Origin of the sequence: Paenibacillus sp. FSL H8-0048 (assembly GCF_038002825.1) — a bacterium.
GTDB lineage: Bacteria > Bacillota > Bacilli > Paenibacillales > Paenibacillaceae > Paenibacillus_AQ.
The window spans coordinates 3197491-3221488 of record NZ_JBBODF010000001.1 but is presented as its reverse complement, the minus strand read 5'-3'; the positions used below and the strand labels follow the sequence as shown (position 1 = coordinate 3221488).

Annotated in this window: 24 protein-coding genes; 21 read left to right on the top strand and 3 right to left on the bottom strand. The window is 54.6% G+C overall.

Going from position 1 to position 23998, the window contains the following annotated elements:
- Window positions 1–66: 66 nt before the first annotated feature.
- Window positions 67–981 carry a GNAT family N-acetyltransferase gene (locus NSU18_RS13690; RefSeq protein ID WP_341149278.1) on the top strand — a complete coding sequence of 305 codons (915 nt, stop codon included), beginning with the start codon at window positions 67–69 and terminating at the stop codon, window positions 979–981.
- A 114-nt stretch (window positions 982–1095) separates the two neighbouring features.
- Here NSU18_RS13690 and NSU18_RS13685 read toward each other — a convergent pair whose 3' ends face one another.
- Entirely contained in the window at window positions 1096–2067 is a 972-nt protein-coding gene (locus tag NSU18_RS13685; RefSeq protein ID WP_341149277.1) for an S-layer homology domain-containing protein, read from the bottom strand.
- Between the two features lie 404 nt (window positions 2068–2471).
- Here NSU18_RS13685 and NSU18_RS13680 point away from each other — a divergent pair, with 404 nt between their 5' ends.
- Genes NSU18_RS13680 through NSU18_RS13665 form a run of 4 tightly spaced genes read left to right on the top strand, consistent with a single transcriptional unit; the run spans window position 2472 to window position 7021 of the window.
- The gene (locus NSU18_RS13680; protein WP_341149276.1) at window positions 2472–4106 is read left to right on the top strand and encodes an ABC transporter substrate-binding protein; all 1635 of its coding nucleotides are present in this window, start codon (window positions 2472–2474) and stop codon (window positions 4104–4106) included.
- A gap of 28 nt (window positions 4107–4134) precedes the next feature.
- The gene (locus NSU18_RS13675; RefSeq protein ID WP_445321803.1) at window positions 4135–5088 is read left to right on the top strand and encodes an ABC transporter permease; all 954 of its coding nucleotides are present in this window, start codon (window positions 4135–4137) and stop codon (window positions 5086–5088) included.
- Between the two features lie 12 nt (window positions 5089–5100).
- Window positions 5101–6030, top strand: a complete 930-nt coding sequence (locus NSU18_RS13670; RefSeq protein ID WP_341019113.1) for a carbohydrate ABC transporter permease — start codon at window positions 5101–5103, stop codon at window positions 6028–6030.
- A gap of 55 nt (window positions 6031–6085) precedes the next feature.
- A complete protein-coding gene (locus tag NSU18_RS13665; RefSeq protein ID WP_341019114.1) occupies window positions 6086–7021 on the top strand; it encodes an AraC family transcriptional regulator in 936 nt (311 codons plus the stop codon).
- A 338-nt stretch (window positions 7022–7359) separates the two neighbouring features.
- Here the strand turns inward: NSU18_RS13665 and NSU18_RS13660 are convergent, their stop codons facing one another.
- On the bottom strand, window positions 7360–8355 hold the full coding sequence (locus NSU18_RS13660; RefSeq protein WP_341149275.1) for an S-layer homology domain-containing protein: 996 nt from the start codon (window positions 8353–8355) through the stop codon (window positions 7360–7362).
- Between the two features lie 77 nt (window positions 8356–8432).
- Window positions 8433–9272, bottom strand: coding sequence for an aldo/keto reductase (locus tag NSU18_RS13655; RefSeq protein WP_341149274.1), 840 nt, complete (start codon window positions 9270–9272; stop codon window positions 8433–8435).
- Between the two features lie 736 nt (window positions 9273–10008).
- Between NSU18_RS13655 and NSU18_RS13650 the strand changes: the two genes are divergently transcribed.
- From NSU18_RS13650 to NSU18_RS13575, 16 genes are all read left to right on the top strand, one after another.
- Window positions 10009–10626, top strand: coding sequence for a winged helix-turn-helix domain-containing protein (locus tag NSU18_RS13650; RefSeq protein WP_341019118.1), 618 nt, complete (start codon window positions 10009–10011; stop codon window positions 10624–10626).
- 169 nt (window positions 10627–10795) lie between these two features.
- Complete coding sequence (locus NSU18_RS13645; protein ID WP_340991328.1) at window positions 10796–11251, top strand: SRPBCC family protein; 456 nt, start codon at window positions 10796–10798, stop codon at window positions 11249–11251.
- An 8-nt stretch (window positions 11252–11259) separates the two neighbouring features.
- A complete protein-coding gene (locus NSU18_RS13640) occupies window positions 11260–12582 on the top strand; it encodes a beta-ketoacyl-[acyl-carrier-protein] synthase family protein (RefSeq protein ID WP_341149273.1) in 1323 nt (440 codons plus the stop codon).
- Window positions 12579–13826 carry a beta-ketoacyl-[acyl-carrier-protein] synthase family protein gene (locus NSU18_RS13635; RefSeq protein WP_341149272.1) on the top strand — a complete coding sequence of 416 codons (1248 nt, stop codon included), beginning with the start codon at window positions 12579–12581 and terminating at the stop codon, window positions 13824–13826. The genes NSU18_RS13640 and NSU18_RS13635 overlap by 4 nt, the downstream gene beginning before the upstream one ends.
- 74 nt (window positions 13827–13900) lie before the next feature.
- Window positions 13901–14119, top strand: coding sequence for a phosphopantetheine-binding protein (locus NSU18_RS13630; protein WP_341149271.1), 219 nt, complete (start codon window positions 13901–13903; stop codon window positions 14117–14119).
- Window positions 14116–14496 (top strand): holo-ACP synthase, encoded by a 381-nt coding sequence (gene acpS / locus NSU18_RS13625; protein ID WP_341019127.1) that lies wholly within the window; start codon window positions 14116–14118, stop codon window positions 14494–14496. The genes NSU18_RS13630 and acpS overlap by 4 nt, the downstream gene beginning before the upstream one ends.
- Window positions 14497–14516: 20 nt before the next feature.
- The gene (locus NSU18_RS13620; RefSeq protein WP_341149270.1) at window positions 14517–15716 is read left to right on the top strand and encodes an MFS transporter; all 1200 of its coding nucleotides are present in this window, start codon (window positions 14517–14519) and stop codon (window positions 15714–15716) included.
- On the top strand, window positions 15688–16107 hold the full coding sequence (locus NSU18_RS13615) for a cupin domain-containing protein (RefSeq protein ID WP_341019130.1): 420 nt from the start codon (window positions 15688–15690) through the stop codon (window positions 16105–16107). The genes NSU18_RS13620 and NSU18_RS13615 overlap by 29 nt, the downstream gene beginning before the upstream one ends.
- 50 nt (window positions 16108–16157) lie before the next feature.
- Entirely contained in the window at window positions 16158–17123 is a 966-nt protein-coding gene (locus NSU18_RS13610) for an amidohydrolase family protein (protein ID WP_341149269.1), read from the top strand.
- Window positions 17124–17131: 8 nt separating this feature from the next.
- Window positions 17132–17893 (top strand): cyclase family protein, encoded by a 762-nt coding sequence (locus NSU18_RS13605; RefSeq protein ID WP_341149268.1) that lies wholly within the window; start codon window positions 17132–17134, stop codon window positions 17891–17893.
- Between the two features lie 53 nt (window positions 17894–17946).
- Window positions 17947–18255 (top strand): TIGR04076 family protein, encoded by a 309-nt coding sequence (locus tag NSU18_RS13600; RefSeq protein WP_036697299.1) that lies wholly within the window; start codon window positions 17947–17949, stop codon window positions 18253–18255.
- A 16-nt stretch (window positions 18256–18271) separates the two neighbouring features.
- Window positions 18272–19648 (top strand): radical SAM family heme chaperone HemW, encoded by a 1377-nt coding sequence (gene hemW, locus NSU18_RS13595; protein WP_341149267.1) that lies wholly within the window; start codon window positions 18272–18274, stop codon window positions 19646–19648.
- Window positions 19649–19662: 14 nt separating this feature from the next.
- The gene (locus NSU18_RS13590) at window positions 19663–19980 is read left to right on the top strand and encodes a carboxymuconolactone decarboxylase family protein (RefSeq protein ID WP_341149266.1); all 318 of its coding nucleotides are present in this window, start codon (window positions 19663–19665) and stop codon (window positions 19978–19980) included.
- A complete protein-coding gene (gene hemW, locus NSU18_RS13585) occupies window positions 19970–21352 on the top strand; it encodes a radical SAM family heme chaperone HemW (protein WP_341149265.1) in 1383 nt (460 codons plus the stop codon). The genes NSU18_RS13590 and hemW (NSU18_RS13585) overlap by 11 nt, the downstream gene beginning before the upstream one ends.
- Window positions 21349–22788 carry a U32 family peptidase gene (locus tag NSU18_RS13580; RefSeq protein ID WP_341149264.1) on the top strand — a complete coding sequence of 480 codons (1440 nt, stop codon included), beginning with the start codon at window positions 21349–21351 and terminating at the stop codon, window positions 22786–22788. The genes hemW (NSU18_RS13585) and NSU18_RS13580 overlap by 4 nt, the downstream gene beginning before the upstream one ends.
- Complete coding sequence (locus NSU18_RS13575) at window positions 22785–23984, top strand: flavodoxin family protein (RefSeq protein ID WP_341149263.1); 1200 nt, start codon at window positions 22785–22787, stop codon at window positions 23982–23984. The genes NSU18_RS13580 and NSU18_RS13575 overlap by 4 nt, the downstream gene beginning before the upstream one ends.
- The last annotated feature ends 14 nt before the right edge of the window (window positions 23985–23998 follow it).

The window sequence follows — 23998 nt, the reverse complement described above, 5'->3', positions numbered from 1 at the left end:
TCAAGAACGGAAGTCCCCTGCCAGGCGGTGTTATGATGGACAGAAACAGAAGGCGGCGAATGGTAATTGAGCAACAGAGTGTTTCGGCAGTTTGAAGAGAGGGATATGGCGGCGCTGGGCGCGATGTACGAGCAGGTGTCGGCGCAGGAGGATGTGCTGTTCTGGTGGGTGGGGGATGCAGATAATTGGGAGAATGTCTTCTGCGCTTATGAAGGGGAGCAGATGGTGGCCAAGGGCCAGCTGCAGCTCATTAATGTGGTGCCTCCGGGGCGCGCGGCCGAGAGTAAACATAAGATTTTTGTGAATCTGAAGACCTTGCCGGGACGGGAAAAGGATCTGGAGCTGCGTGACAGTGTCTACGCCCTTCTGCTGGAACGGGCACGGGTGCTGGAGCGTACGCTGCCCCCCGAATATGGGACCCTTCTGTGCACAGGCAATTATGCGGCGGAGGAGAGCTGCCATGCTTATTTCGCAGAGCATCTCGGTTACTTGCCGGATAGCCGCTTGTATACACTTCAGCGCGATCTTCGTGAATCCGTCCATCCGGTGGAGCTGGAGGAAGGCTTCGAATTGACCCATGTGCCTTTGGACTCACCGGAGCAGCGGGCGGCTTATCTGGAGCTGGAGGCGGAGATCTGGCCGGAGACCCCGCTTGGAATGGAGCGTCTGCTGGAATATCAGCAGCATCCGCTCTGGACATCGATGGTTGTGCGGGATGCAGGCCGGGTGGCAGGCAGTCTGATGGTCTGGCAGGAAGAGGAGCTTGGCATCATTGAAGATATATTTGTCTGCAAGCCCTGGAGAAGAAGAGGCATTGCCAAGGCGCTGCTGAATCATGCATTAATGTATCTTCAGGAAAAGGGTCTGGAGCAGGCGCAGCTGGTCGCATTAACCACGAATGATTGCGCACTGACCCTGTACCATTCAGCCGGTTTCCAGACTGGGCGCCAGGAGATCAGATACTCTAAGGAGCTGGACTGACGAACGCTCCCTGATTCATAGTGACTATACAATCACATATCACAAAAAGCGCACCAGCCAAATATCCGGTGGTGCGCTCTTTGTGATGCATCTCGTTAAGTGGAGGCTGTTCATTTACTTTATGACTCTGGAAGCAGCTGAGGTTGCTGAGCCAGGTGCAGCTTGGGCTACTGCGGTGTAGCCTTCCGGCAGATATGTGACGGCGGTGCCTGACGAGATGACCTGGGGGTTCATGGAACCGGGCTTCGGTGAGGTTACCTTGAAGTAGATCACTGCGGTTTTGTCAGCGCCGAACTCAATCCGCTCAATGACCAGGCCATATCCCGGGTTCGGCAGATTGGATACGGTCACCGTAGCTTTGTTGACACCAGCGGCAGCTTTGTCCAGTGTAACAGAGGCATCGTATGTGCCGGCCGGAGACGAAATGTTCTCGTCCATCATAATCACTTCCTTCACGAATTTGGCGGCATCGTAGACCAGGACAGCAGCTTCTGCACGGGTAACCGGCTCGTTCGGACGGAAGGTGTTGTTCTTCTCCAGCGTGACCAGTCCGGTGTTGATCAGAATCTGCAGGCTGTTCATCTCTGGTGCGGATAGCTTGCCGCCATCCGTAATGTTGGCATACATCTCCGTATATGCGAAGTCCCCTTTGTTCTGAAGCGCCTGAAGCAGCAATTGTGCGAACTGGACCCGTGTCATTACAGCATTAGGGTCAATAGAGCGCTCCAGCGGCAAGCCGCTTTCTTTGGCCTTCAGGAATGCGGAAGCATACCAGGCGGTGTTTTTTACATTGTCAAAATAATCGCTGGCCTTCTTGCCGGAGGAGCGCTGCGGAGCAAGCTTCAGGCCGCTTACCATGAACTGCACGCCTTGCGCATACGTAAGGCTGGACTTCGGCGCGAACTTGTCGCTGGTCACTCCGTTAAGGATGCCCTCCTGATGAAGGGCATTGATTTTGGCTTCAGCCGCATGGCCCTTCAGATCCGAGAAAGCGGAAGCCGGTGCTCCGAAAGCTACGGTTGCCGCCAGAATGCTGCAGGCCAGCGAGATTTTGGCCGTGCGCATCCGGGTTAATGTATTCTTCATTATACCTCACCTCTTATCCTCTTAGATGGGATTCCGGAGCAAAAGGTTGCAGCCTGTCACTCCATAGCTGGAATTATTATTCTCTATCCCGCCAGCGGTGATTCTCCGTTGTCCAAAACAATTCATCATGTGTCAATTTTCATCTACCGAAAGTCGAATCTTCGCCTGAATTCAGCTACTATTGCAGTCAAAAAGGTCAATATACGATGATTAAAAGGTAATATACGGTGAGACAGGGTGAAGAAGAAAAATTATAATAATGATAACGCTTTCGCGGATGGTCCGAAGAAGGAATGCTTGTATTCTCTGACTATTGGGACCTAGCAGTTTCACGTTTCCCGGCTAACAGAGCCTCGCTCTTAAGCATAAATCATTTATGAATTCCTACTAAGGGGGTAAGTCAAATGAGAAAAAAGAGTATTCTAGCTCTGGTGCTGGCAGGCTGTCTTGCAGGGCTATCACTCACAGGCTGCAGCAGTAAGGAGAACAGCTCAGATGTTGGGAACGACAGCAGCAACACGCCGGAGGGGAAGACGAAGCTGAAGGCGATTATCGTGAAGCATTCACTGACCAAAGATGTCACGCAAATGAAATGGCTCGCTGAAATAGAGGAGAAGGCGAATGTCGAAATTGAATGGCAGCAAATCTCTGCGGACTGGGATCAGAAGAAAAGCGCCCTGTTTGCCAGCGGTGAAATTCCGGATCTGCTGTTCAATGCGACCTCTAACTCCGATTTTGTGCAATTCAACGGGTTGTTCGAGGATCTGGGCCCGCTGATTGAGAAGGACGCGCCTAATATTCAAAAGATGTTCAGTGAGCACCCGGAATTGAAAACGCTTGCTACACAGATTGACGGGAAGCTCTACGGCACTCCGCGTTATAAGGGCATCTGGCCCGGCTCCACTGCCTCGATGTTCATTAACAAAACCTGGCTCGACAATCTCGGCCTTCAGGTGCCTACGACCTGGGATGAGCTAGAGACGGTGCTGCTTGCCTTCCGCGATGGCGACCCGAATCAGAACGGGGACAAGACGGATGAGATTCCGATGGACTTCAACCCGCTCGGCTGGGATTTCACGCCGAAGCTGCTGCTGGGCAGCCTGGGGCTGCCGCTGTCCAACGGGGCAAGCGATGGCTATTTTACAGAAGGGGCGCAGGTTAAGAATTTCTATGTAGATGAACGGTTCAAGACACTCATGCAATTCCTGCAGAAGCTGTACAGCCAGAACCTGATCAGCAAGGAAGTGGTTACGCAGGATTACTCCAAATACCAGTCCGTTGCCCGCGGGAATGGAACTACGGCCAAGGTCGGATTCACCTGGGGCTGGGAGACTGGAGACCGCTTCGGCAATGAGCTGAAGGATCAATATGTGACCCTGCCGCAGCTGAAGCAGCATGCAGATTCAACGGATGAGCTGTACTGGAGCAATGACTACTACTACCAGAATTACGGCTCCAATGCGGTGTCGGTCAGTGCCCGCTCCAAGAACAAGGAAGCTGCAATGCGGTTCATTGATGGTTTTTATGAGCCGGTTGTCAGCTTGCAGGTTCTGTTCGGCGGGATGAATGACACAGATAAGGGAATCAAGGATAACGGAGATGGCACGTATGCGATTCTTCCTCCGGCGGATGCTTCTCTGGATCCGGGTTCGTGGAAATGGACGAATTCGTTCGCGGACAACGGTCCGATGTACATTGCTGATACGCTGAAGGACAAGGTGACGCTTGGCTCGGATATGCAGAATGTGCTGAAGGAGAAGGCTGTCTATGATGAGCTGCTGAACAAGGCGGACGAGAAGAGCAATGTCTATCCGCAGAACTTCATGAAATACAGCACGGAGGACACCAACACCCTGGCAATGAATCAGGCGAACGTCAATAATATCACGGATCAAAAGTGGGCCAACTGGCTGACCACCAAGGTTGACATTGAGAAGGAGTGGGCTGCCTATGTCGCCTCCGTCAATAGCTCCGGTCTTGAGCAGAACCTGCAAATCCGCCAAAAGGCGTATGACGAATACCTCTCGACCTTGAAATAGTGGACTTGAATGGAAGGGGCGCTCCTAAATGAAACCAGCACAGACCACGGTGCCGCATCAGACGCTGCGGGGGAACGGATGGCTGCGTAAGCATGCCGGGCATTATCAGCTATGGCTGATGGTGCTTCCTGCGGTCATTTATATCGCTATTTTCTGCTATGGTCCGATGTATGGCATCCAGCTTGCTTTTCGTGAATTTAATTTCAGCAAAGGACTGACGGGCGGGGAATGGGCCGGGCTCAAATATTTCGAGCAGTATTTCAACAGCCCGATGTTCTGGCCTACGCTGCGGAATACGTTTATCATTGCCTTTTTCTCCATCCTGCTGGGCTTTCCGATGCCGATCCTGCTGGCGCTGGTGGTCAACTCGATCCGCAGCAATAGACGCAAGCGTATCCTGCAGACTACGGTGTATATGCCATACTTCATTTCCACTGTTGTACTGGTCGCACTATTGCAGATTATGCTGTCTCCTACCACCGGTCTGATTGACGGCTTCCTGAAGGCGCTGCACCTGATCCCTGCGGATACGAATCTTATTGGTGATCCCGGCGCCTTCGTTCCGGTGTATGTCATCTCTGCCATCTGGCAGGCCTGCGGCTGGAACAGCATTATCTTCATCGCCGCCCTGTCCTCGGTGGATGCGCAGCAGTATGACGCCGCCCGGATTGACGGGGCTAACCGCTGGCAGACGGTATGGCATGTCGAGATTCCGGCGATCCTGCCGACCATTATTATTTTATTGATTATGAATATGGGCAGCATACTCAGTGTAGGCTTCGAGAAGACTTTTCTTATGCAAAATAGTCTCAACAAGCCCGTCTCGGAGGTCATCTCTACGTATGTCTTCAATGTGGGCGTGAAATCCAACCAGTTCAGCTTCGGTTCAGCGGTCGGACTATTCAATACCCTGATTAACTTCACGTTCCTGATGCTGGCGAATGCACTGGCCAAAAAAACTTCAAAAATCAGCCTGATGTAAGGAGGAAATGGGATGTCAAACAGTCAAGCCGCTCATTCGCAAAAGATCAGGCATTCGGGCGGTATCGCAGACAGGCTGTATACGCTGGTGGTTGCGGTTATAAGCATCGCAGCGTTCATTATGGTCGCGTACCCGCTGTATTTCATCATCATAGCTTCCGTCAGCAACTCTACCATGGTGAATCAGGGGCAGGTTATTCTATGGCCCAAGGACATTAACCTGTACGGCTATGAGCAGATATTCAAGGACACCCGGATCTGGCAGGGGTATAAAAATACGATGATCTACACGGTGCTGGGCACGCTGCTCAATCTGCTGGTCACGCTTCCGGCGGCATATGCTTTGTCTCAGCGGAAGTTCCGGGCACGCAGGTTCATTATGCCGCTGTTCGTGATCACGATGTATTTTGGCGGGGGCATGATTCCTACCTATCTGCTTATCCGTGACCTGAATCTGCTGAATACGCCTTGGGTAATGATTGTGAACGGCGCCATTAGTGTATACAATCTGATTATTACAAGGACCTTCTTCGAGACCGCTATACCGGAGGAGCTGCATGAAGCGGCTACCCTGGACGGCTGCTCTCACTTCCGCTACTTCATCTCGGTGGTGGTTCCGCTGTCCAAGGCGGTGATCTCCGTCATCACGCTCTATTATGTGGTGGGTCACTGGAACGACTTCTTCAACGCCCTGCTCTATATCAATACGGATAGCTTACAGCCGCTGCAGATCGTCCTGCGCAATATTCTGTTATCCAATCAGGCGTTCGCGGGCGGAGCCGGATCAGGTGCGGGTGCCGGTGCGGGCAGCTATGCCCAGCAGTTCGCGGATCAGATCAAATATGCGGTCATTATCGTATCGACGGTGCCGGTGCTGATTATCTATCCGTTTATCCAGAAGTACTTCGAGAAGGGTGTAATGATCGGAGCGGTGAAGGGCTGAGTGCAGAGCTGACGCTGCGTGCAGTATCCGGTGGGCCGGGAGGGAGGGAACCTCAGTGAGAAAAAGTCTTGAACTGCTCGATTCCATCGGCGAACCCGTATCCCAGGATATGAAGGAAAAGCTTATTCATGGCAGCAGACAATTCCGCATGAGTGTGCATGTAACCAAGGTATCTAAGGTAAATAATCTGGTGCTGTATTCCCACTGGCATGAGGAGCTGGAGCTGCTGTTCATGATTAAGGGCACGGCCAAGTTTCATGTAGGACAGGAGAAGCTGGTCGTCCAGAGCGGAGAGGCGGTCTTCATTCAGCCCAATATGCTGCATTCGGCGATCCGCGTGGATCAGGAGGAGATTATTTTCTGCGCGGTGCTGGTGCATTTCAATTTCCTCTCCAGCCTGGAGAGAGATAAGATTCAGCAGCAGTTCGTATCCCCGCTCTTCCTTGATAACCGGCGTTATCCGCTGCTGATCGGGCGGGAGCTGGAGGAGAAGCTGCGGCTTATTCCATTGCTGGAGGAGGTGCGGGATCTCTATCAGCAGGAATCGCACGGCTATGAGATGCTGATTAAGGCCAGGCTGTTCGAGGTGCTGTACCGGCTGGAGAAGTGTGCGGCTGAGCATCCGCGGGCAGGACTGCCCGGGCAGTCCCGGGGCGGCAACAGCTCGATGCTGGCCAAAAAAACGCTGGCCTACGTCCAGCAGAACTACAGCAAGCGGATCACGCTCTCGGATATGGCTCAGCAGGTCAATATGAGCCCGTCGTACTTTTGCCGGTTCATGAAGAAGCAGTTCGACCTGTCCCCGATGGACTTCCTGAACGAATACCGGATCTCGGAGGCGGTCAGCCTGCTGGAGACCACGGATAAGAAGATCATGGAGATCTCCGGCATGACCGGCTTCAGCAATGTGAACCGGTTCACGGAGATGTTCAAGAAAACCTACGGCTGCCGCCCGATGGATTACCGGAACCGGCTGCGGCAGAGTAAGTAGACATAAAGCAAGAAGAAGCTCTGCCTAAAAGCCATGAAAAGCCTGCTAGATCAACGTGGGCACTTGGGTGGACGCTCCGCGAACGGACCGTTGTTCCAATCGCTGTGCTCTCCAGATTTTTTTCATTCCCCTATACGGTGAAAATCCGGAGACCAAGGCGACCGCTGACGCTTTTACGCGGGTCGTTCCGTCCTCTCCGCTGTTTAAGCGGTATACGAAATACCCAACCCTAATAGACAGAAAGCAGCGATTCTCTAATAACGGAGAATCGCTGCTTTTGCAACGTTTAAAGTTTTAAGGAATTTATCTACCTTTAGATAAAGAGTAGATAAAGAAGCTTACTTCGCTGGAGCCGATGGCTCAAGCCAGCGCGAATCCATTACAGGCTCAGCTGTTGCAGTGTAGCCTGCGGGCAGGTACGTGGATACTGAGCCTTTGGTAATCACCTGTGGATACATTTTATCCGGGTCAGGCAGGGTTACCTTGAAGTAGATTACCGCTGTAGTGGCGCTGGTGAATTCGATACGCTCTACTGTCAGGCCGTAACCGGGATTAGGCAGATTGTCAACGGTGATAGTGGCTTTGTTGACGCCTTCCGCGGCTTTGTCCAGAACTACATCAGAGACATAATTGTTAGCCGGAACCGGCTCCGGCTCGGAAGGCTCATTGCCCGGATTGTTCGGCGTAATCACCCGGTCGGCGAATTCAGCGGCATCATGGATCATGACAGCGGCTTCAGCGCGGGTAATCGCATCGGACGGACGGAATTTTCCGTTATCCAGTGTGAGCACCTTCGTGTTCAGCAGCACCTGCAGGCTGTAATTCACCTCTGGAGTAAGCTTATCGCCATCCTCAATCATAAAGAACATCTTAGTTACCGGGAAATTGCCCTTGCTTTGTAAGGCTTGTGTCAATAGATGGGCGAATTCTGCACGGGTCATCGGTGCATTCGGGTTAATATCCTTTGCCAGCGTCAGGCCGCTCTGCTTCGCAAGGGCGAAGGAGGAGGCATACCAGGCATTATCTTTTACATTGTCAAAAAGCTGGCTGGCCTTAGTACTGCTGTCGGAACCGGCTTTCGGTGCAAGCGCCAATCCTTTTACAAGGAACTGTACGGCTTGTGCATTCGTCACTTTGGCATTGGGGGCAAACAGGTCATTCGTAATTCCGTTAATTACACCGGCGCTATGGAGTGAATTGATCTTGGTTTCGGCTGAATTTCCCTTGAGGTCCGAAAAGGCAAATGCGGACGCTCCGAAGGATAAACTGGCAGCCAGGATTCCGCACGCGATGCTCATTTTTTTTGCGTGCTTCGTTAGATTAGTTGGTTTCATTGTGCATCACCTCTATATACTCAGATGGTTCTTTACGGTGAAAAGTTGCAGTTGTCCGGAAAATTAATATAAAAATATCAGGACAACGGGATAAACCGGGTGGACCACAGGTATAGTTTATTTTGCGGATCGGTAAATCCTCTTTTATTCTGGTCCAGGGCTGCGATTCTCTTCATCTCTTCAGCGGACAGGGAGAAATCAAACAGCTCCAGATTCTGTTTCAACCTGGCAGGTGTAACCGACTTCGGAATCACAGCGATATCCCGCTGAAGGTTCCATCTCAGGATGACTTGCGCCGCTGTCTTACCATACCTCTCAGCCATTTCGGTGAGTACAGGGTGGGCAAGCATCTCCTGGCTACCATGTCCAAAAGGGCTCCACGCGACATGCTGGATACCGTGCCCCCTCATATAGTCATGAAGCGGCCCTTGCTGGAGCAGCGGGTTCGTCTGAATTTGATTCACTGCGGGGACAATCGTCCCCTGCTTCATGACCTTGTCCAGATGCTCCGGCTCAAAATTGGACACCCCGATCGCCCGGATCTTGCCCTCCTTGTATAAAGACTCCAGGACGTGCCAGCTTTCCAGATAGTGCTTGGCCGGCCAGTGGATCAGGTAGAGGTCAACATAATCCGTTTGGAGCTTCTGCAAGCTTTCTTCAAAAGCTTTACGGGTCTTTCGCCCCAGGTCCGTGCTCCATACTTTGGTTGTAATAAAGAGCTCGCTTCGGGGTACACCCGATTTCTGAATAGCCCTGGCTATCAGCTCCTCGTTGCGGTAAGCTGCGGCCGTGTCCAGATGCCGGTACCCGCTGCGGAGCGCCCATAGTAAAGCGTCTTCATTATTGTCTTTGATGTTGTACACACCGAGTCCCACCTTTGGCATCTGGACTCCGTTATTCAAAACGAAATGTTCCATTTCGTATCATCCTTTCTTTTTGAGCGTTCGGATAACCATCCCTCTTGGTCAACGATTATAGCATAAGAAGGCAACGAATTATCATTGGGAAAGAAAATCGAGACAGATGCACTAGAATCTATTTGGAAGCCTTTTTTACTGCATTCTATTGTACAAAATACACTTGCTACCGTTCCAGTGCTTACAGCATCCGAATAACGGTGTCGTGGCCCGTGTCCCAATTAAGTTACCAGCAATATGCTCAAGTGTATTCTGTACAACTAAATCGTCCAGTTTAGCGCCTAATTTCCATTTAGTTGTAAAACGTACACTTAAAATACCCTCTGCGCCGGAATTCCTCCGATATGTGCAGATTTAGTTGTACCAAATACAGTTAGAAGAGGAAATCCTTCTTAAACAGGGTTTTAAGTGTACCGAATACAACTATCCCAGAGTGTGCGCGTTGAGGAGGAGCGGCAGCGGCCGGAAGTCCACATCTTATCTGATAGAGTAAATCAAACGCACACACTGCCAAACTTTGAACTTGTTCATTTTTCGAATAAGAAACTATGATATTTTTCCTTTTTAATCCCATAAAATACTATATTATAGGAGATGTATTCTTGGGAAACCGAGCTTATTTGAGAAGAATGGGATTGGAGAGAAGTTCATGCGTGTTGCGCTGGTGTGTTGTGCAGATTCCACAGAGCCTTGTGAGGATTGCAGGTTTAAGAATGTTCATTCTTTTTTTTCACAGGTGTACGGTTGTAAGGTATTGCATTTCAAGGAGCTGGAGGCGCTTGTCGATATTGTGAAGGAAGGCCTCCGGCTCGATGGTGTAGTGATTAGCACCCCTGATTTCAACCCGGGCTTCATTCACACGATGCAGTACCTGCAGCAGATGCTAACGCTGAGAATATTCTTCATTGTAGAGGAGATCAGCACGCACGGTACCCCTGTTCCCTTTCCTTCCAATCATATGTATATCAGCAGCTTCGAGCGCTACGGCTTCCAGGAGGAATTATTCAGCCGGTTGCGCTGCTGGTTCGACGAAGGACTGGGCCTCCCCGCACACCACACCAGACAAATCAAGGATATCGCCCTTCATCTGCACTCCAAATCCCTGAAGGTCGGAGAATTCGTCATTGAGCTTACCTGTAAAGAGTTCGAACTCCTGGATCTGCTGCTGGAATGCCAAGGCCAGTACATCCCCACCGAGCAGATTCTGCACCAGCTGTGGGACAGGTATACATCCCCTGAGATTGTGAGGCAGTACGTATACAAGCTGAGGCACAAAATTGAGATCATCTCCGGACGAAGCGACATTATCCTGTTTCGCCGGGGGATCGGATATTCGGTGAATCAATTGATCTGACAGAGTCCTGTCAGGTCTTTTTTTGCCCGGAAAATACCTGCTGTACTCTACCGTCTCCCCTCAGAAATGTACAATAACTGTAAATTAACGCAAGCTTAACAGCCGGGTTATGTCCCCTTCCGGGCTTAGGCGTTACGATGTCATTAATACGAATGGGGAGGCAGATGAAGTGGCAACGATTCAGAACAGTATCTGGATTCACGCAGACCGGATCACCGTATTTGAGCGGACGAATGATATTGCGCACTGGACAGATTTATTCACGGAATACAAGGAGACGCGGGTGCTGGAGCAAGGGGACGCCTACATCCGGTTTGAGCTGACGACACATCCCGAGGGGAACCGGCCCTCGCGCACATGGGAATCGGAACGCTGGCTGGACCGGCCGAACTTCCGGATTACAGCCAGACGCCTTGCGCCGCTGCTGCCGTTCAAGCATATGAATTTGGAATGGCTCTATGAGGAGCAGGACGAAGGAACATACATGACCTGGATTCAGGAATTCGAGGTAGATCCGGCAAGCGGGTTGACCGGGGAGCAGGTGGAAGCACATCTGAACCGTACGACCAAGGAGCAGATGGCAGCGATCAAGCACAATATCGAGAAGCAAACGGTTCGGAGCTGAGGGCTTACATGGAGAAGGTGACGGGAAAAAGAGTTGTAATCACCGGCATGGGGCTGCTTACCCCGCTGGGGAATACGCTGGAGCAGTTCTGGAGGAACAGCCTGCAGGCCAAGGTGGGATATGACCGCTTGCAGGGCTATGAGCATATGGCGCTGAAAAGCCGCGTTACCGGCACAATACCGCAGTTTGAGCATTTGGGCCGGACAGCCGATGAAACGCAGCGGGCAGGCATGGGGCGGCCGGGGATTCTGGCGGTCAATGCTGCGATAAGGGCGGTTGCCGATGCGGGGCTTGTGTTCACGAAGGAGCTGCGGGAGCGTTCCGGGGTCTGCATCGCCAATGCGATTGCTGATACCCCGTTCTCGGAGCGGACCTTTCTGCGGATGACGGAGGGCGGGAAGGGGCCAATTGATCATGGACTCTGTCAGGAGGATTTGTACCGCAAGGGCATGTTCTCTTACATTGCCTTCGAAGTAGCGCATGAGTTCGGACTTCAGGGAGAGGCGCTGGTCATGTCTACGGGCTGCACGGGCGGCATTGATGCGGCCGGATATGGATATGAGTCGATTACAGCCGGGGAACATGACGTAATGATCTGCGGCGCAGCGGAAGCACCGATCAGCTCCATGACCATTTCCTCCTTCGATGCTATCGGTGCGTTGACCTCCAAGTTCAACGATGATCCGCAGCGGGCTTCGCGGCCTTTTGAGAAGAACCGCAGCGGCTTCGTGCTCAGTGAGGGCTGTGCTGTTGTGGTGCTGGAGGAGCTGGAGCATGCGCTCCGGCGGCAGGCGCCGATCTATGGCGAGGTGACCGGATTCGCAAGTACCAATAACGCTTTTCATATGACCGATCTGCCGCAGGACGGGGATGCGCTCAGTCTTACGATGAACGAGGCGCTGGGCTACGCGGGCCTTTCAGCGGAGGACATTCAATATATCAACGCGCATGGAAGCTCGACTCCGCAGAATGATGCTTTTGAGACCGCCGCTTATAAAAGGACGTTCGGAGAGCTCGCCTACTCCATCCCGATCAGCTCCACGAAATCGATGGTAGGCCATCCGCTCTCGGCCGCGAGTGCCATTGAGATTGTTCACTGCCTGCTGGCCTTGAACGAGGGCTATATCCCGCCAACCGCCAATCTGGACGAGCCGGACCCGGCCTGTGATTTGAATTATGTGCCGAAAGAGGCGATCCAGCGTGACTTGTACCATATTCTGACCAATGCCAGCGGATTCTCCGGCATTCACTCCGCCATGATCCTGGCAGCGAACGAATACAGTAATCAGGCGGGCAAGCTTCAGACTGAACAATGGATGTGCAGCCTATGAAGAATACAGTATTCGTAACCGGAGTAGGAATGGTGGGGCCGTGCGGGAATAGTGCCGGGGCCTTCTGGGAGGGACTCCTGAGCGGCCGCAATTATATGACTCCGCTCCAGCTTGAGCATACCACCGGAGCCGCCCCTCCCTTCGCGGGACAAGTCAGCGGGATGGAGCCGGAGCGGGTCATCTCCAAGCGTCTGCTCAAGAAATGCTCCCGCTTCTCTCTGATGTCGATCCTGGCTGCGAAGGATGCCATGGATGATGCGCACTGGGAGCTGAATCAGATGAGCCCCGAACGGATCGGTATCTTCGTCGGCAACAATTCCGGGGGCTGGGAGAGTGCCAGAAATGGCCTGCGTGTCCTGCACACCGAGGGGGCGCCCTTCATTGATCCGAACCTGGCGAGCAACTGGTTCCCGGCGGCGGCACAAGGGCATATGTCCCTCGCCTTCGGCATCAAAGGCTACAGCAAGACTGTGATCGCCGACCGGAGCAGCGGTCTGCTCGCCATTGCCTATGCAGCCAGAGCCATCCGCAGCGGGGTCATCGATGCGGCCATCGTGGGCGGAGCAGAGACGCCGCTTGATCCGTGGGCGTTGTCCTTCTATAACACGGAGGGGCTGCTGAATCTGAACGCGGATCGCCCGCAGACGGCATACCGGCCGTTCGTGGAGGGGCGCAGCGGGCTGGCCCTGGGCGAAGGAGCTGCGTTCCTCTGCCTGGAATCGGAGCGAAGCCTCCAGAAGCGCGAGGCATCCCGCCGGGTGCGGGCGAGCATCCAGGGCTTCGGCTTCACGAACGACGGCCAGGCTGCAGCCCCGCCTGAGGAGAGTGAAGCGCAGTGTGCCCGGGCAATCCGGCTGGCCATTAAGCATTCGGAGACGCAGCCGGAGAGAATCGGCTATCTGTCGCTGGATGGGGCGGCTTCCGCCCGCGAAGACGGAATTGAATGCTCGGCCATTCAGGAGGTATTCGGCAGCAGTGCAGAAGCCAAGTGGGCGGGCTGCCCCAAGACCGTCTTCGGCAACACGATTGGAGCGGCAGGGGCGTTCGATGTCGCACTGAGCGTACTGGCCATGAATCACGGAGAGCTGCCAGGTCTTCCGTATCTGACGGAATCGGTGCAGGACAATGGCTTGAACTTCGTTCCGGGAATCAGCCGCCGGACCGCTGTGGAGTCTTCGCTGATTCTGTCCAGAGGGAGGGGTGGTGTCTCATCGGCACTGGTTGTGAACAAGGAAGAGCTCTGAACCGTGAGCTGTAAATCGTGAATTGCAAAGCAAGAAGCGTAAGGCCCATTAACTCTAACGGGAGGGTATATCTAATGGTATTCGAGAAGGTAAAAGCAATCATTGAGGATATTGGCATTGAGGAAGAAATTACGGAATCATCGCGGCTCTATGACGATCTGGCTTTGGATTCTACAGAGCTGGCGCTGGTCTCTACAGCACTATCCAAGGCTTTCGGCATCTTCATTGAGAGCCGGGTGCTCAAGACTTATTCTGTAGCGCAAGTGATGGAAGCCGTTGCCTTGAAGGCATGATCAGAGGAATCGGCATGGATCTGGTCAGCATCAGCTTCGTGGAGCAGATGCTGGCCAAGTGCGGTGAACTCTTCATCCAGCAGTACTATTCATTGGAAGAAAGGGAACTGTTCGCCTGTAAAAAAAGACATGCGGAACAGTTCCTGGCCGGCAGATTCGCCGCTAAAGAAGCGCTGCTGAAGGCCATCGGCACCGGAATGAACTGTGAGCTGGACTGGAAGGAGCTGGAGTTCCTGAGCCTTCCCAGCGGCCAGCCCTATCTGGTCCGCAGCCGAAGACTGGAGTCTTATATACAGCAGCAGGAGAGCATCCACGTAAGCATTAGTCATCACGGTGATTATGCTGCTGCATTCATCATTATTGAGAGCAGTCAATGACTGTGAGGAGGACGAATCACATGAGCAACAACAAAATATTCACACTACTCGCCATCAATATTCTGCTTGTATTCTCTATTATGGTCAGCATCTTCCCGATCGCACCCCTGATCAGCAGTGATCTCGGCATGACCTCCGGTGAGATTGGAAGCATAGCGGGGATTGCCTCGCTGGTGATGACCTTTCTGTCAATTCCATCCGGCGTGTTCGCGGACCGCTACGGGCGGAAGAAGATTATTATCGCTTCCCTGGCCCTGTCGGCCGTGGCCGTATTCATGGTAGCTGCAGCCCACGGAGTTCTGCTGTTTACGGCGGGGTGGCTGCTGTTCGGCTTTGCCAGAGGCTTCGTGTCCACACCGATCTTCGCGGTGGTGATGGATGTGTGCAAGCCCGAGGAGCGGGGCCGGGCGATGGGCATTGTGTCCGGGGCGATTGGTGCCGGGTCGGTGCTGGGGTATGTGCTTAGCGGCCTGCTGAGCAATTATTTCGGCTGGCATACCTCCTTCGCGGTGCTGGCTTCCCTGCTGCTGCTGTCCACGCTGATTACCACAGTGCTGCTGAGGGAGACCGGGGTGAAGAATACAAGCAGAAGCATCGGGCAAGCCTTCAAAAGCTCCTTCAAATGGCTGGGCGTCCGTGAAATCCTGCTGGCGGGGATTGTCGGAACTCTGTGCTTCATGGTAGGTGTCTTCACCACCTTCCTGGTGCCGTTCGCGGCTAAGGAACAGGATATCTCCCTGGTGCTGCTCAGCTTGCTCTTCATTCCGTATGAAGCAGTAGCCTCGTTCGGAGCAGTTCTCGTTGGCTGGATCTCGGACAAGGTAGGCAGACATGCACCGCTGATCTGGGCCCAGTCGATCTGTGTGGGAGCGCTTGTGCTGCTGTATGCACTTGACTTCAACCCTTGGCTGCTAACCTTCGGGTATGCCTTGATCGGACTTACGGAAGGGCCGATTATTACTCTGGTCAACACGATTATTACGGATAAGGTCATCAAAATTAATCCGATGGAGATGGGCGCGGCCTTGGGAACCTTCCGGACCCTTCAGGGGGTCGGGATTGCGCTGGGGTCTACGCTTGGCGGATTCTTCTACAGCCGGATTGGAACGCACCCCAGCTATCTGGTGGCCGCCGGACTGATGGTGCTGACGCTGCTGATCTCACTAAGCCTTGGCAAGAAGGAAGAAGCCGGTGTCACCGAATATAAATCTGCGGGATAAGGGGTGCAGTATGAACCAGGTCTACACGAAAACAGTGGTCCATATGGAAGAGGTGCCGGTGGTTTATGCCAGAGGAGGACAGATGCGTGTGCTGGCGAGTCCGAATACTGTCGGGTCCACCCAACTGATCATGGGCCATGTCCTGCTCCAGCCGGGAGAAGAGATCAAGGAGCATCTTCATGATTACGGCGAAGAGAATGTCTATGTCGTCCGGGGCCGGGGAACGGCGTTCATCGAGGATATTCCGCACGCCATCCGGGAGAATAGCCTGTTCATTGCGCGGAAGGGTGAGCGGCACCGGGTGGTCAATGAGGGTCCGGGCGAGCTGGAGCTGGTCTTCGCCACGGCGCCGCTGGCCCCCAGGCCGGAGATCGGGCACAGAGAGGTCTAGCCTCCCGGCCTTGCAATACCAATTCTAAGCAAAGTGGTGAGAAGACAAACGTGAAGAGCGATCTTGTGATTGTTGATACCCATGCCCATTTCGCCGTCAAGGAGAATAAGAGCCTGGAGCTTAGTCTGGCCGGAGCCGGGACGGTCCCGGATTACAAGAAGCAGAAGGGCTTCGATGATTTGCAGTATTTGAAAAAGATGGTGGGGGCCACGCAGGAGGACTTCGTCGATGACAACAATCTGCTGGAGGATTACCTCGCCTGTATGGACGAGAATCAGATTGCCATGAGCTGGGTTCACCAGCTGAGCTTCGAGGATGTCTACGGCTATGAGGTGTTGTCCAATGAGAAAATCGCCGAGGCTGTCCGCGCCCACCCCGACAAGCTGCGCGGCTTCGCCAGCGTCAATCCCTATAAGGGGAAGGAAGCGCTGGCGGAGCTGGATTATGCCATTAAGACGCTGGGCATGCAGGGCTTCAAGCTGAACCCCAATGATTACGGGGGCTTTGTCCTGAATGACCGGGATTTGCTCTATCCGCTGTATGAGCGGTGCAGCGAGCTGGGCGTTCCGGTCAGCGTGCATACCGGGATTACGCCGGGCAGTATTTTTCGGATGAAGCATAACTACCCGATTCTGCTCGATGATGTGGCGGTGGATTTTCCCGACCTGACCTTGATTGTGGAGCATATGGGCCATCCCTGGAATGACCTGTGCTATTACATGGTCGGCCGGCACGACAATATGTATGTGACCATCACGGCGGTAGCCAATATCCTGATCCACAATAACCCGAAGGTATTCCGGATGGAGCTGGCCAAAATGATCTCGGTCTGCGGCAGCCACAAGATCCTCTGGGGCTCGGACTGGACAGTCACTCCGAACATTGCCGAGGTGCTGAATTACATGCAGAAGGTAGTGATCCCGCTGCCCATGAAGCTGATGATGGGGGTGAAGGAGATCAAGCGGGAGGATGTCCAGAACATCCTGGGGCGTAACGCACTCAGAATTATGAAGTAGGTGAGGACATGGCAGTTCAGTTCATTGATTTAAGCGTGCCTATGGAACAGAATCCGGGCGAGCTGGCCCCTTACGGGTTCGAGCAGACCGGCCATCAGGAGGGGGCAGACCGCTTCGCCCGTAAGTTTGACGGGAGCCGGAAGGACTTTCCGGGCGAAGAGTTCCTGAACATGGAGATGATCACCGCGTCCACGCATACCGGGACCCACTTCGATGCCCCCCTGCACTTCGGCTCCACGAGCGAGGGAGAACCGGCAGCGTCCATTGACGAGGTGCCGCTGGAGTGGTGTTTCGGTGACGGAGTGGTGCTGGATTTCACCCATATCCAGGCGGGCGGGTCTATTGAGCAGCAGGATATAGTACAGGAGCTTGAGCGGATCGGATATACGCTGAAGCCGCTGGATATTGTGCTGATCCGTACAGGTGCGGACCGGTACTGGGGAACCGCCCGGTATCTCACGGATTATCCGGGTATGAGCAGAGAGGCTACTGCATTCCTGACCGGACAAGGCATCAGGCTGATGGGCATCGACAGCTACGGGTTCGACCGTCCGTTCAAGCATATGATCAGCGATTATAAGCGGACCGGCGATAACGCCTATCTGTTCCCCGCTCACTTCTGGGGCAGAGAACAGACGTATTGCCACATGGAGCGCCTTACGAATCTGGAGCAGATTCCGGTGCCGTACGGGTTCAAGGTGGCTTGCTTTCCGGTCAAGATCAGATCAGCCGGTGCGGCCTGGGTACGGGCAGTGGCGATTATTGAGTAGGCTATTACAGGTCAAGTGAAACGAATCACATAATCCAAGAGGAGGAATTAGGGATGAATTATGAATTTGAGCTTAAGGTTACGGGCGTTAAAGGGCATTGCCGGGCAGGTCATAAGGAAGGGGATATTATGAAGGTCTCCCCGCTGAACGCAGGCAATCTGTGCGGAACAGCCTTTCATGCGGTCTTCCCGATGCTGCTGGCGCTGAACATGGATGCGAAGCTGCCGTGGGACCCGGAGGGCAACATTGTACATTCGGCCTGCCCGGATCTGCGTAACCAGATGACGATGGAAATCCGCCGGATTCCGGTGGAGCCGTCTGAGGATTCCCCTTATGCCGGACGGATGCTGCAATCCAAATGAAGGGAGGCTGCTCCAGATGAATAGAGCGAAGTCATACGTTGAAATGTTCAAGGAGAGAGATTCGATCTGCGTCTCGCATTATCCGGTGCCTGTCTCACAGCACACAGAGCCTGAGGTCCGGGCGTTTATGGAGCTGGATCAGGTGAATACCAAGGATACACCGGTAGCGCTGTATCTGCATATTCCCTTTTGCGATGCCACCTGCTCGTTCTGCCCGTTCAACCGTTATCTGAAGCGGCAGGATCAGGTGGACCGCTACCTGGCTGCTGTCCGGCAGGAGATGGACAGCTATGCAGCTACGCCGTTTGGCAGCAGCATTACGGTCTCGTCCATTAATCTCGGCGGCGGAACCCCCTCCTGCCTGTCCTCGGAAGAGCTGACCGGACTCCTGCAATATATGAAGCAGTCGTTCCGTGTGGAAGAGGATGCCATGATCTTCATCGAAGGCAACCCCCGGAACTTCACCGCCGGCAAGCTGGAGACGTTGGCCTTGCAGGGGCTGAACCGGATCAGTGTGGGCGTGCAGACCTTCCAGGAGGAGCTGGCCGAGGTGTTAGGGCTGTATCACAGTGTCGAGGATTCGTTCGAGTTAGTGAAGAATGCGCGTAACAACGGAATTGAGAATGTTGGCATTGACCTGATGTACAATCTGCCGGGCCAGACCCTGGATCAATGGCGGGCGGATATCCTTACCTCCATTGAGCAGGAGATTGACCATATCTGCGTGCTTTCCTTCTGTGTGGTGCCTCATACCCAGATCGCCTCGCGTATAGCGGAAGGGAAGATTCCGGGCATCGGGGATGTCTACCGGGAGATCGAGCTGTATACCATCGCTAAGGAGATGCTGCTGGAAGCCGGGTATGAGCAGTACAGCGTCATCGATTTCGCCAAGCCGGGCAAGACGGACCGGCATGCCACCCTGTACTTCTCAGAGCAGTCGCATATGATCGGGATCGGCGCGGCCGCTTTTGGCATCATCAACGGCTATATGTATATCAACAGCGGCAATCTGAATGAATATATGACCCGTGTGCAGGACGGGCTGCTGCCGGTCAATTGCGGGGAGAAGGCGGATGAGCGGGAGCTGGCGCACGGGGCCATGGCTAAGGGTCTGCGGATGCTGTCCGTTAACCGTGCCGGGTTCGTGAAGATGTTCGGGCAGGAGCCGGAGCAGCTGTTCCCGGAGACGATAGAGCGTTTGGTGCAGGACGGACTGCTAATTCAGGATGCGGAAGGGATTCGGCTGACTGAGGACGGCATTGTGTGGGGCAACAATGTGAGCAAGCAATTTTTCTCCGCAAAATATGCGGATTACGGGCTGCAGCACCGGATGAAGCTGGCTAAGGGACGCCCGGTGCAACCGGTACAACCAGTGCAATCGGTTCAATCATAAGGAGGGTATAGCTGATGAGTGAAATGTTGATGAGAGTAAATCCGCAGGTGGGGGCCGCTTTTGATAGCATGTGCAAGACGATTGAGGATACAGGGACGCTTGAGCCCAAAGTACGGGAATTGATCCGGCTGGCTTGTGTGGTCACGGACCGTTCTGCTTACGGTATCCGGCTGCATGCGCTGAAGGCTTATGAGCTGGGGGCGAGCACGGAGGAAGTGACGGAGACGGTGATGAATTGTCTGCCGGTGGCAGGCATTGAGGCGGTCTCCTCGGGCCTTGCTGCGGCATTGTCGGCCGTGGAAGCCAAGCGGGGTGTTCATCATGGCCGTTAAGACCACAACCCACGAATCCTTCTATAACGTATATCCCCACAGAGATCCTATCTGTGTGTCCCACTATCCCAACCCTGTGACCGAGGTTCTCCCGGCTGATATTTACGGAACGATGGGCCTGGGCGGCCAGCCGCCGGCGGATAATGTGGGTGCAGTCTATGTGCATGTTCCCTTCTGCGCCTCCGTCTGCATCTTCTGCCCCTTCAATAAGATGGCCTATCAGGAAAAGCAGGTGGAGCAGTACATGGAGGCCGTCAAGGCCGAAATCGGCATTTATGCCTCTTCTCCGTATGGTTCGCAGTCCACGATCAGCGCGGTGACGTTCGGGGGAGGGACGCCTTCCGCTCTGTCGGCTGAACGGATGGTGGAGATGCTGAAGAGCGTCCAGGCGAATTACCGGGTGACGCCGGATGCGCAGATTTCTTTTGAAGGCAGCCCGGCAACCTTGACACTTGCGAAAATGCAGGCTATCCGCGCCCAGGGGGCGAACCGGATCAGCATCGGCATCCAGACCTTCAATGACAAGATGGGGCATCATCTGCGGATGAGCCATGATTCCCGGCGGGCCTTCGAGGTGCTGGAGGAAGCGAAGGAAGCAGGCTTCGAGAATATCGGTATCGATCTGATGTATAACCTGCCTGAGCAGACCATGGAGGAGTGGCTGGAGGATGTCCGGACAGCAGTGCGGCTCGGCATCGACCATATCACTGTATTTTCTCTGTGTGTAGTACCCTTTACTGCTCTGTTCAAAATGATTAAGGAAGGCAAGATTCCGCCTACCGGCAGCGTTGAGCTGGAAGTGGATATGTATCTGGAAGCCAAGCGGCTGCTCCAGGAAGAGGGCTATGTCCAGTATAGCGTGTGGGATTTCGCCAAGCCGGGCTTCGAGGACCGGCATGTCCTCTTGTACTATACCCAGCAGAAGGATCTGTTCGCGCACGGTCCGGCGGCCTTCGGGTACGTCAACAAGCTGATGTATATCAACCAGGGGGATATCCAGGAGTACAGCGACCGGCTCCAGCAGCAGTTCCTGTCCGTCTTCATCGCCAGCCAGGCGGATGATCTGGAAGCGATGCACGGCATGATGGCCAAGGGCCTGCGGATGCTGTCAGTGAAGCGGAAGGATTTCGCGGGAATGTTCGGATATCAGCCGGAAGAGGTCTTCGGTCAGACGATCGATGAACTGGTAGCCAAAGGCCTGCTGGAAACGGATGAGCATGAGATCCGCCTGTCGGCGAGAGGTATTGTCTGGGGCAACAATGTCTGCAAGGAATTCTTCTCGGAAGCGAACCAGCAGACCTTCGAGAGCCGTGTGAAGCTGGCACGCGGACAAAAGCCGGCTGAGGCTGCCGGAGAGGAGCTGAAGGGATGAAGCTGTCTGTCGGCACGAACTTTGATGACCGGTTGCCCATCCTGCTGAAGGATTCGCATGTGGATGTCTTCTACGGCAAGCTGTCCTCTGATCTAGTGGGCGGCGGAAGACCGACCTTTGCACTGCCAACCATAGACCGGGCGAGGGTGGAGGAGCATGTGAAGCTCCTGCATGCTTACGGGTTCAAGTTCAATTATCTGCTGAATGCGACCTGTCTGGATAACCTGGAGACCACGAAGGATTTCCATTACCGCCTGCGCGAGCTGCTGGAATGGATCGGCACGCTGCAGCCGGAATATGTGACGGTATCGCTCCCAATGCTGATTGATATGGTGCGCACCGCGCTGCCCGATGTGAAGATCAGCCTGTCTACCTTCGCCAATGTGAACACGCTGAGACAAGCCCAGTATTTCGAGGAAAAAGGTGTCAGCGAGATTACCCTGCCCGAGAGCCGGAACCGTGACTTCGCCTTCCTGGAGAGCCTGCGCAAGAATACCCGCTGCGACTATCAGCTCATTGCGACCAATGACTGTATGCTGGATTGCCCGATGCGCCAGAATCATGCGAACTTTCAGAGCCACGCCTCGCAGTGTAACCATGTGACTGACGGCTTCGCGCTGGATTATTATATGCTGCGCTGTACGGAGCGGAAGCTCCAGCATCCGGAGGAGCTGCTGAAGTCGCAGTGGATTCGCCCGGAGGATATGTATATCTATGAAGAGCTGGGCTATCACAAGTTCAAGCTGACCGAGCGGATGAAGACCACGGAGAAGATTGCGGCAACTGCGCAGTCCTACTCCGAGCGGAAGTATGAGGGGAACCTGCTTAGCCTGCTCAATTCGCGGATGGCGGAGGCCGACTTTGAAATGCCGAACTTCTCCAAGAATATCAAGGAGGATTTCGCACCGTCCGACAAAATGAGACAGGTCTACCGCCTGCTGTTCAGCTTCCAGGCCAGCATTGACAACGAGAGTCTGGAAGGCTTCCTGGAGGGCTTCCGCTCGAAGCGCTGCGACCGGATGGACTGTGACAAATGCGGCTACTGTGCCGAATGGGCCAGCCGGACGGTATCCGTGGCGAAGCCCGGGGACGAGGCGCTGAAGGAATTCGAGCAGCTGTTCGCGGCGCTGGCTTCGGGAAGCTTCTTCGAATCGGCGGCCGGAGCGAAGGCGGTCTGGAGTGCGGAAGGGGAGAGTCTTCTGGAAGCGGTCATTGGGCGCAAGCCCGAGTTCATCCGCGATATGGCCGGGCCTGAGATCCGTAAGAAGTCCGAGGAGCTGGCAGCGGCGCGCGGAAGTGCCCAGGTCTTAAGGCAGGATGTGGCTAAAGCGAACGTACTGTGTACCCCGGCGGACTTCCGGATGTTCGCGCTTAGCGATCTGCGGGCACTGGGCTTCGATACGGCTGAGCTGGACTTAGAGGAGGCAGCCGGATGAAGAAGATCATCGGGCTGGCCGGGTCAATGAAGAAGCATCACAGCTCCAGCGAATATCTGCTCTCCGTTGCGCTTGAAGCCGCAGCGGAGCAGGGGGTGCAGACGGAGCTGCTGCGGCTGAATGATTACAACATTCTGCCCTGTGACGGCTGCGGCAATTGCATGAACGGCAAGCACTGCCACCTGCTGAAGGACCCGGAGGACCAGTTGACGGAGCTGTACGACAAGCTGAAGGAGGCGGACGGGTTCGTCTTCGCCTCACCTGTCTATGCGCTCTCGCTTCCGGCCGTCTGGAAGAACTGGATCGACCGCTGCGAGCCGTGCAGCGACGAGGATCTGGACTTCGAATACTACAATTATGACCGGGTAGCCGGAGTGAAGGGCAAAGCGTTCAAGGGCAAGGTAGCCGGACAGATTGTGGTTGCAGCGGGACCGGGGCATGAATGGGCGCTGGCCTCGCTGATGCCTTGCTTCACAGCGATCAAGCTGTCGATGATTGCCAGCGCGGGCATCAGCCTGATTGAATATGACGGGCAGCCGGGCATACGCAAGCGCTCCTGGAGCAAGCCGATTGAAGAAGCGGAGGAGGCGAAGATGATGGCCCGGGCGGTAGGAATGCGGGTGGCCTCCTCCTTGGGCTTCTCTTACTTTGACCTTCCTGCCGGACAGGCGGGGGTTGGGCAAGGGCAAGGAAGCGGAGGGCAGGATGCTATGGAGCGGAGCCAGGACCAGGTGGAGCAAAGTCTGGAATGCGGGGTGCAGGCAGAAGTCTGGTCTGCCTTTACTGTGCAGGACGTCCGGGATGGGGAGGTTACGCTCGGTGATCTCGCTTCGATTCAGCCAAGGATCTTCGTCATCGGCGATCAGCAGGCCAGCCTCCGCTGCGCGCCGCTGCTGGAACGGCTGGCGCAGCAGTTCGGCGGGAGCGCCGACTGTGCGTTAATTGCAAGAGTAGGGCAGCTGCCCCACTTCATCACGCATGAATTCGTGAAGGAGAAGACAAGCCAGACCGTTCCCGGCTTCGCGCTGTATTATGACTGGGAGGATAAGCTGGCCTCGCGCTGCACCCTGGCGCCCGGACAGCCGGCCATTCTGGTAGGCCGAAGCCCCGGAGAATGGCGGTTGTTCGCAGTGGATGAAGCAGACGGCCGGGACATAGACCGGGTCGTGGACTATCTGGAGGAAGCTGTCGTATGAGCAGCCCGGCCGGG

Bases quoted from the DNA above. Each gene is read 5' to 3' on its own strand.
- NSU18_RS13660 (WP_341149275.1), bottom strand. From the start codon at position 8,355: ATGAAACCAACTAATCTAACGAAGCACGCAAAAAAAATGAGCATCGCG.
- NSU18_RS13685 (WP_341149277.1), bottom strand. From the start codon at position 2,067: ATGAAGAATACATTAACCCGGATGCGCACGGCCAAAATCTCGCTGGCC.
- NSU18_RS13605 (WP_341149268.1), top strand. From the start codon at position 17,132: ATGGCAGTTCAGTTCATTGATTTAAGCGTGCCTATGGAACAGAATCCG.
- NSU18_RS13630 (WP_341149271.1), top strand. From the start codon at position 13,901: ATGGTATTCGAGAAGGTAAAAGCAATCATTGAGGATATTGGCATTGAG.
- NSU18_RS13655 (WP_341149274.1), bottom strand. From the start codon at position 9,272: ATGGAACATTTCGTTTTGAATAACGGAGTCCAGATGCCAAAGGTGGGA.
- NSU18_RS13640 (WP_341149273.1), top strand. From the start codon at position 11,260: ATGGAGAAGGTGACGGGAAAAAGAGTTGTAATCACCGGCATGGGGCTG.
- hemW (WP_341149265.1), top strand. From the start codon at position 19,970: ATGGCCGTTAAGACCACAACCCACGAATCCTTCTATAACGTATATCCC.
- NSU18_RS13620 (WP_341149270.1), top strand. From the start codon at position 14,517: ATGAGCAACAACAAAATATTCACACTACTCGCCATCAATATTCTGCTT.
- NSU18_RS13635 (WP_341149272.1), top strand. From the start codon at position 12,579: ATGAAGAATACAGTATTCGTAACCGGAGTAGGAATGGTGGGGCCGTGC.
- NSU18_RS13590 (WP_341149266.1), top strand. From the start codon at position 19,663: ATGAGTGAAATGTTGATGAGAGTAAATCCGCAGGTGGGGGCCGCTTTT.
- acpS (WP_341019127.1), top strand. From the start codon at position 14,116: ATGATCAGAGGAATCGGCATGGATCTGGTCAGCATCAGCTTCGTGGAG.
- NSU18_RS13670 (WP_341019113.1), top strand. From the start codon at position 5,101: ATGTCAAACAGTCAAGCCGCTCATTCGCAAAAGATCAGGCATTCGGGC.
- NSU18_RS13675 (WP_445321803.1), top strand. From the start codon at position 4,135: ATGAAACCAGCACAGACCACGGTGCCGCATCAGACGCTGCGGGGGAAC.
- NSU18_RS13600 (WP_036697299.1), top strand. From the start codon at position 17,947: ATGAATTATGAATTTGAGCTTAAGGTTACGGGCGTTAAAGGGCATTGC.
- NSU18_RS13575 (WP_341149263.1), top strand. From the start codon at position 22,785: ATGAAGAAGATCATCGGGCTGGCCGGGTCAATGAAGAAGCATCACAGC.
- hemW (WP_341149267.1), top strand. From the start codon at position 18,272: ATGAATAGAGCGAAGTCATACGTTGAAATGTTCAAGGAGAGAGATTCG.
- NSU18_RS13580 (WP_341149264.1), top strand. From the start codon at position 21,349: ATGAAGCTGTCTGTCGGCACGAACTTTGATGACCGGTTGCCCATCCTG.
- NSU18_RS13680 (WP_341149276.1), top strand. From the start codon at position 2,472: ATGAGAAAAAAGAGTATTCTAGCTCTGGTGCTGGCAGGCTGTCTTGCA.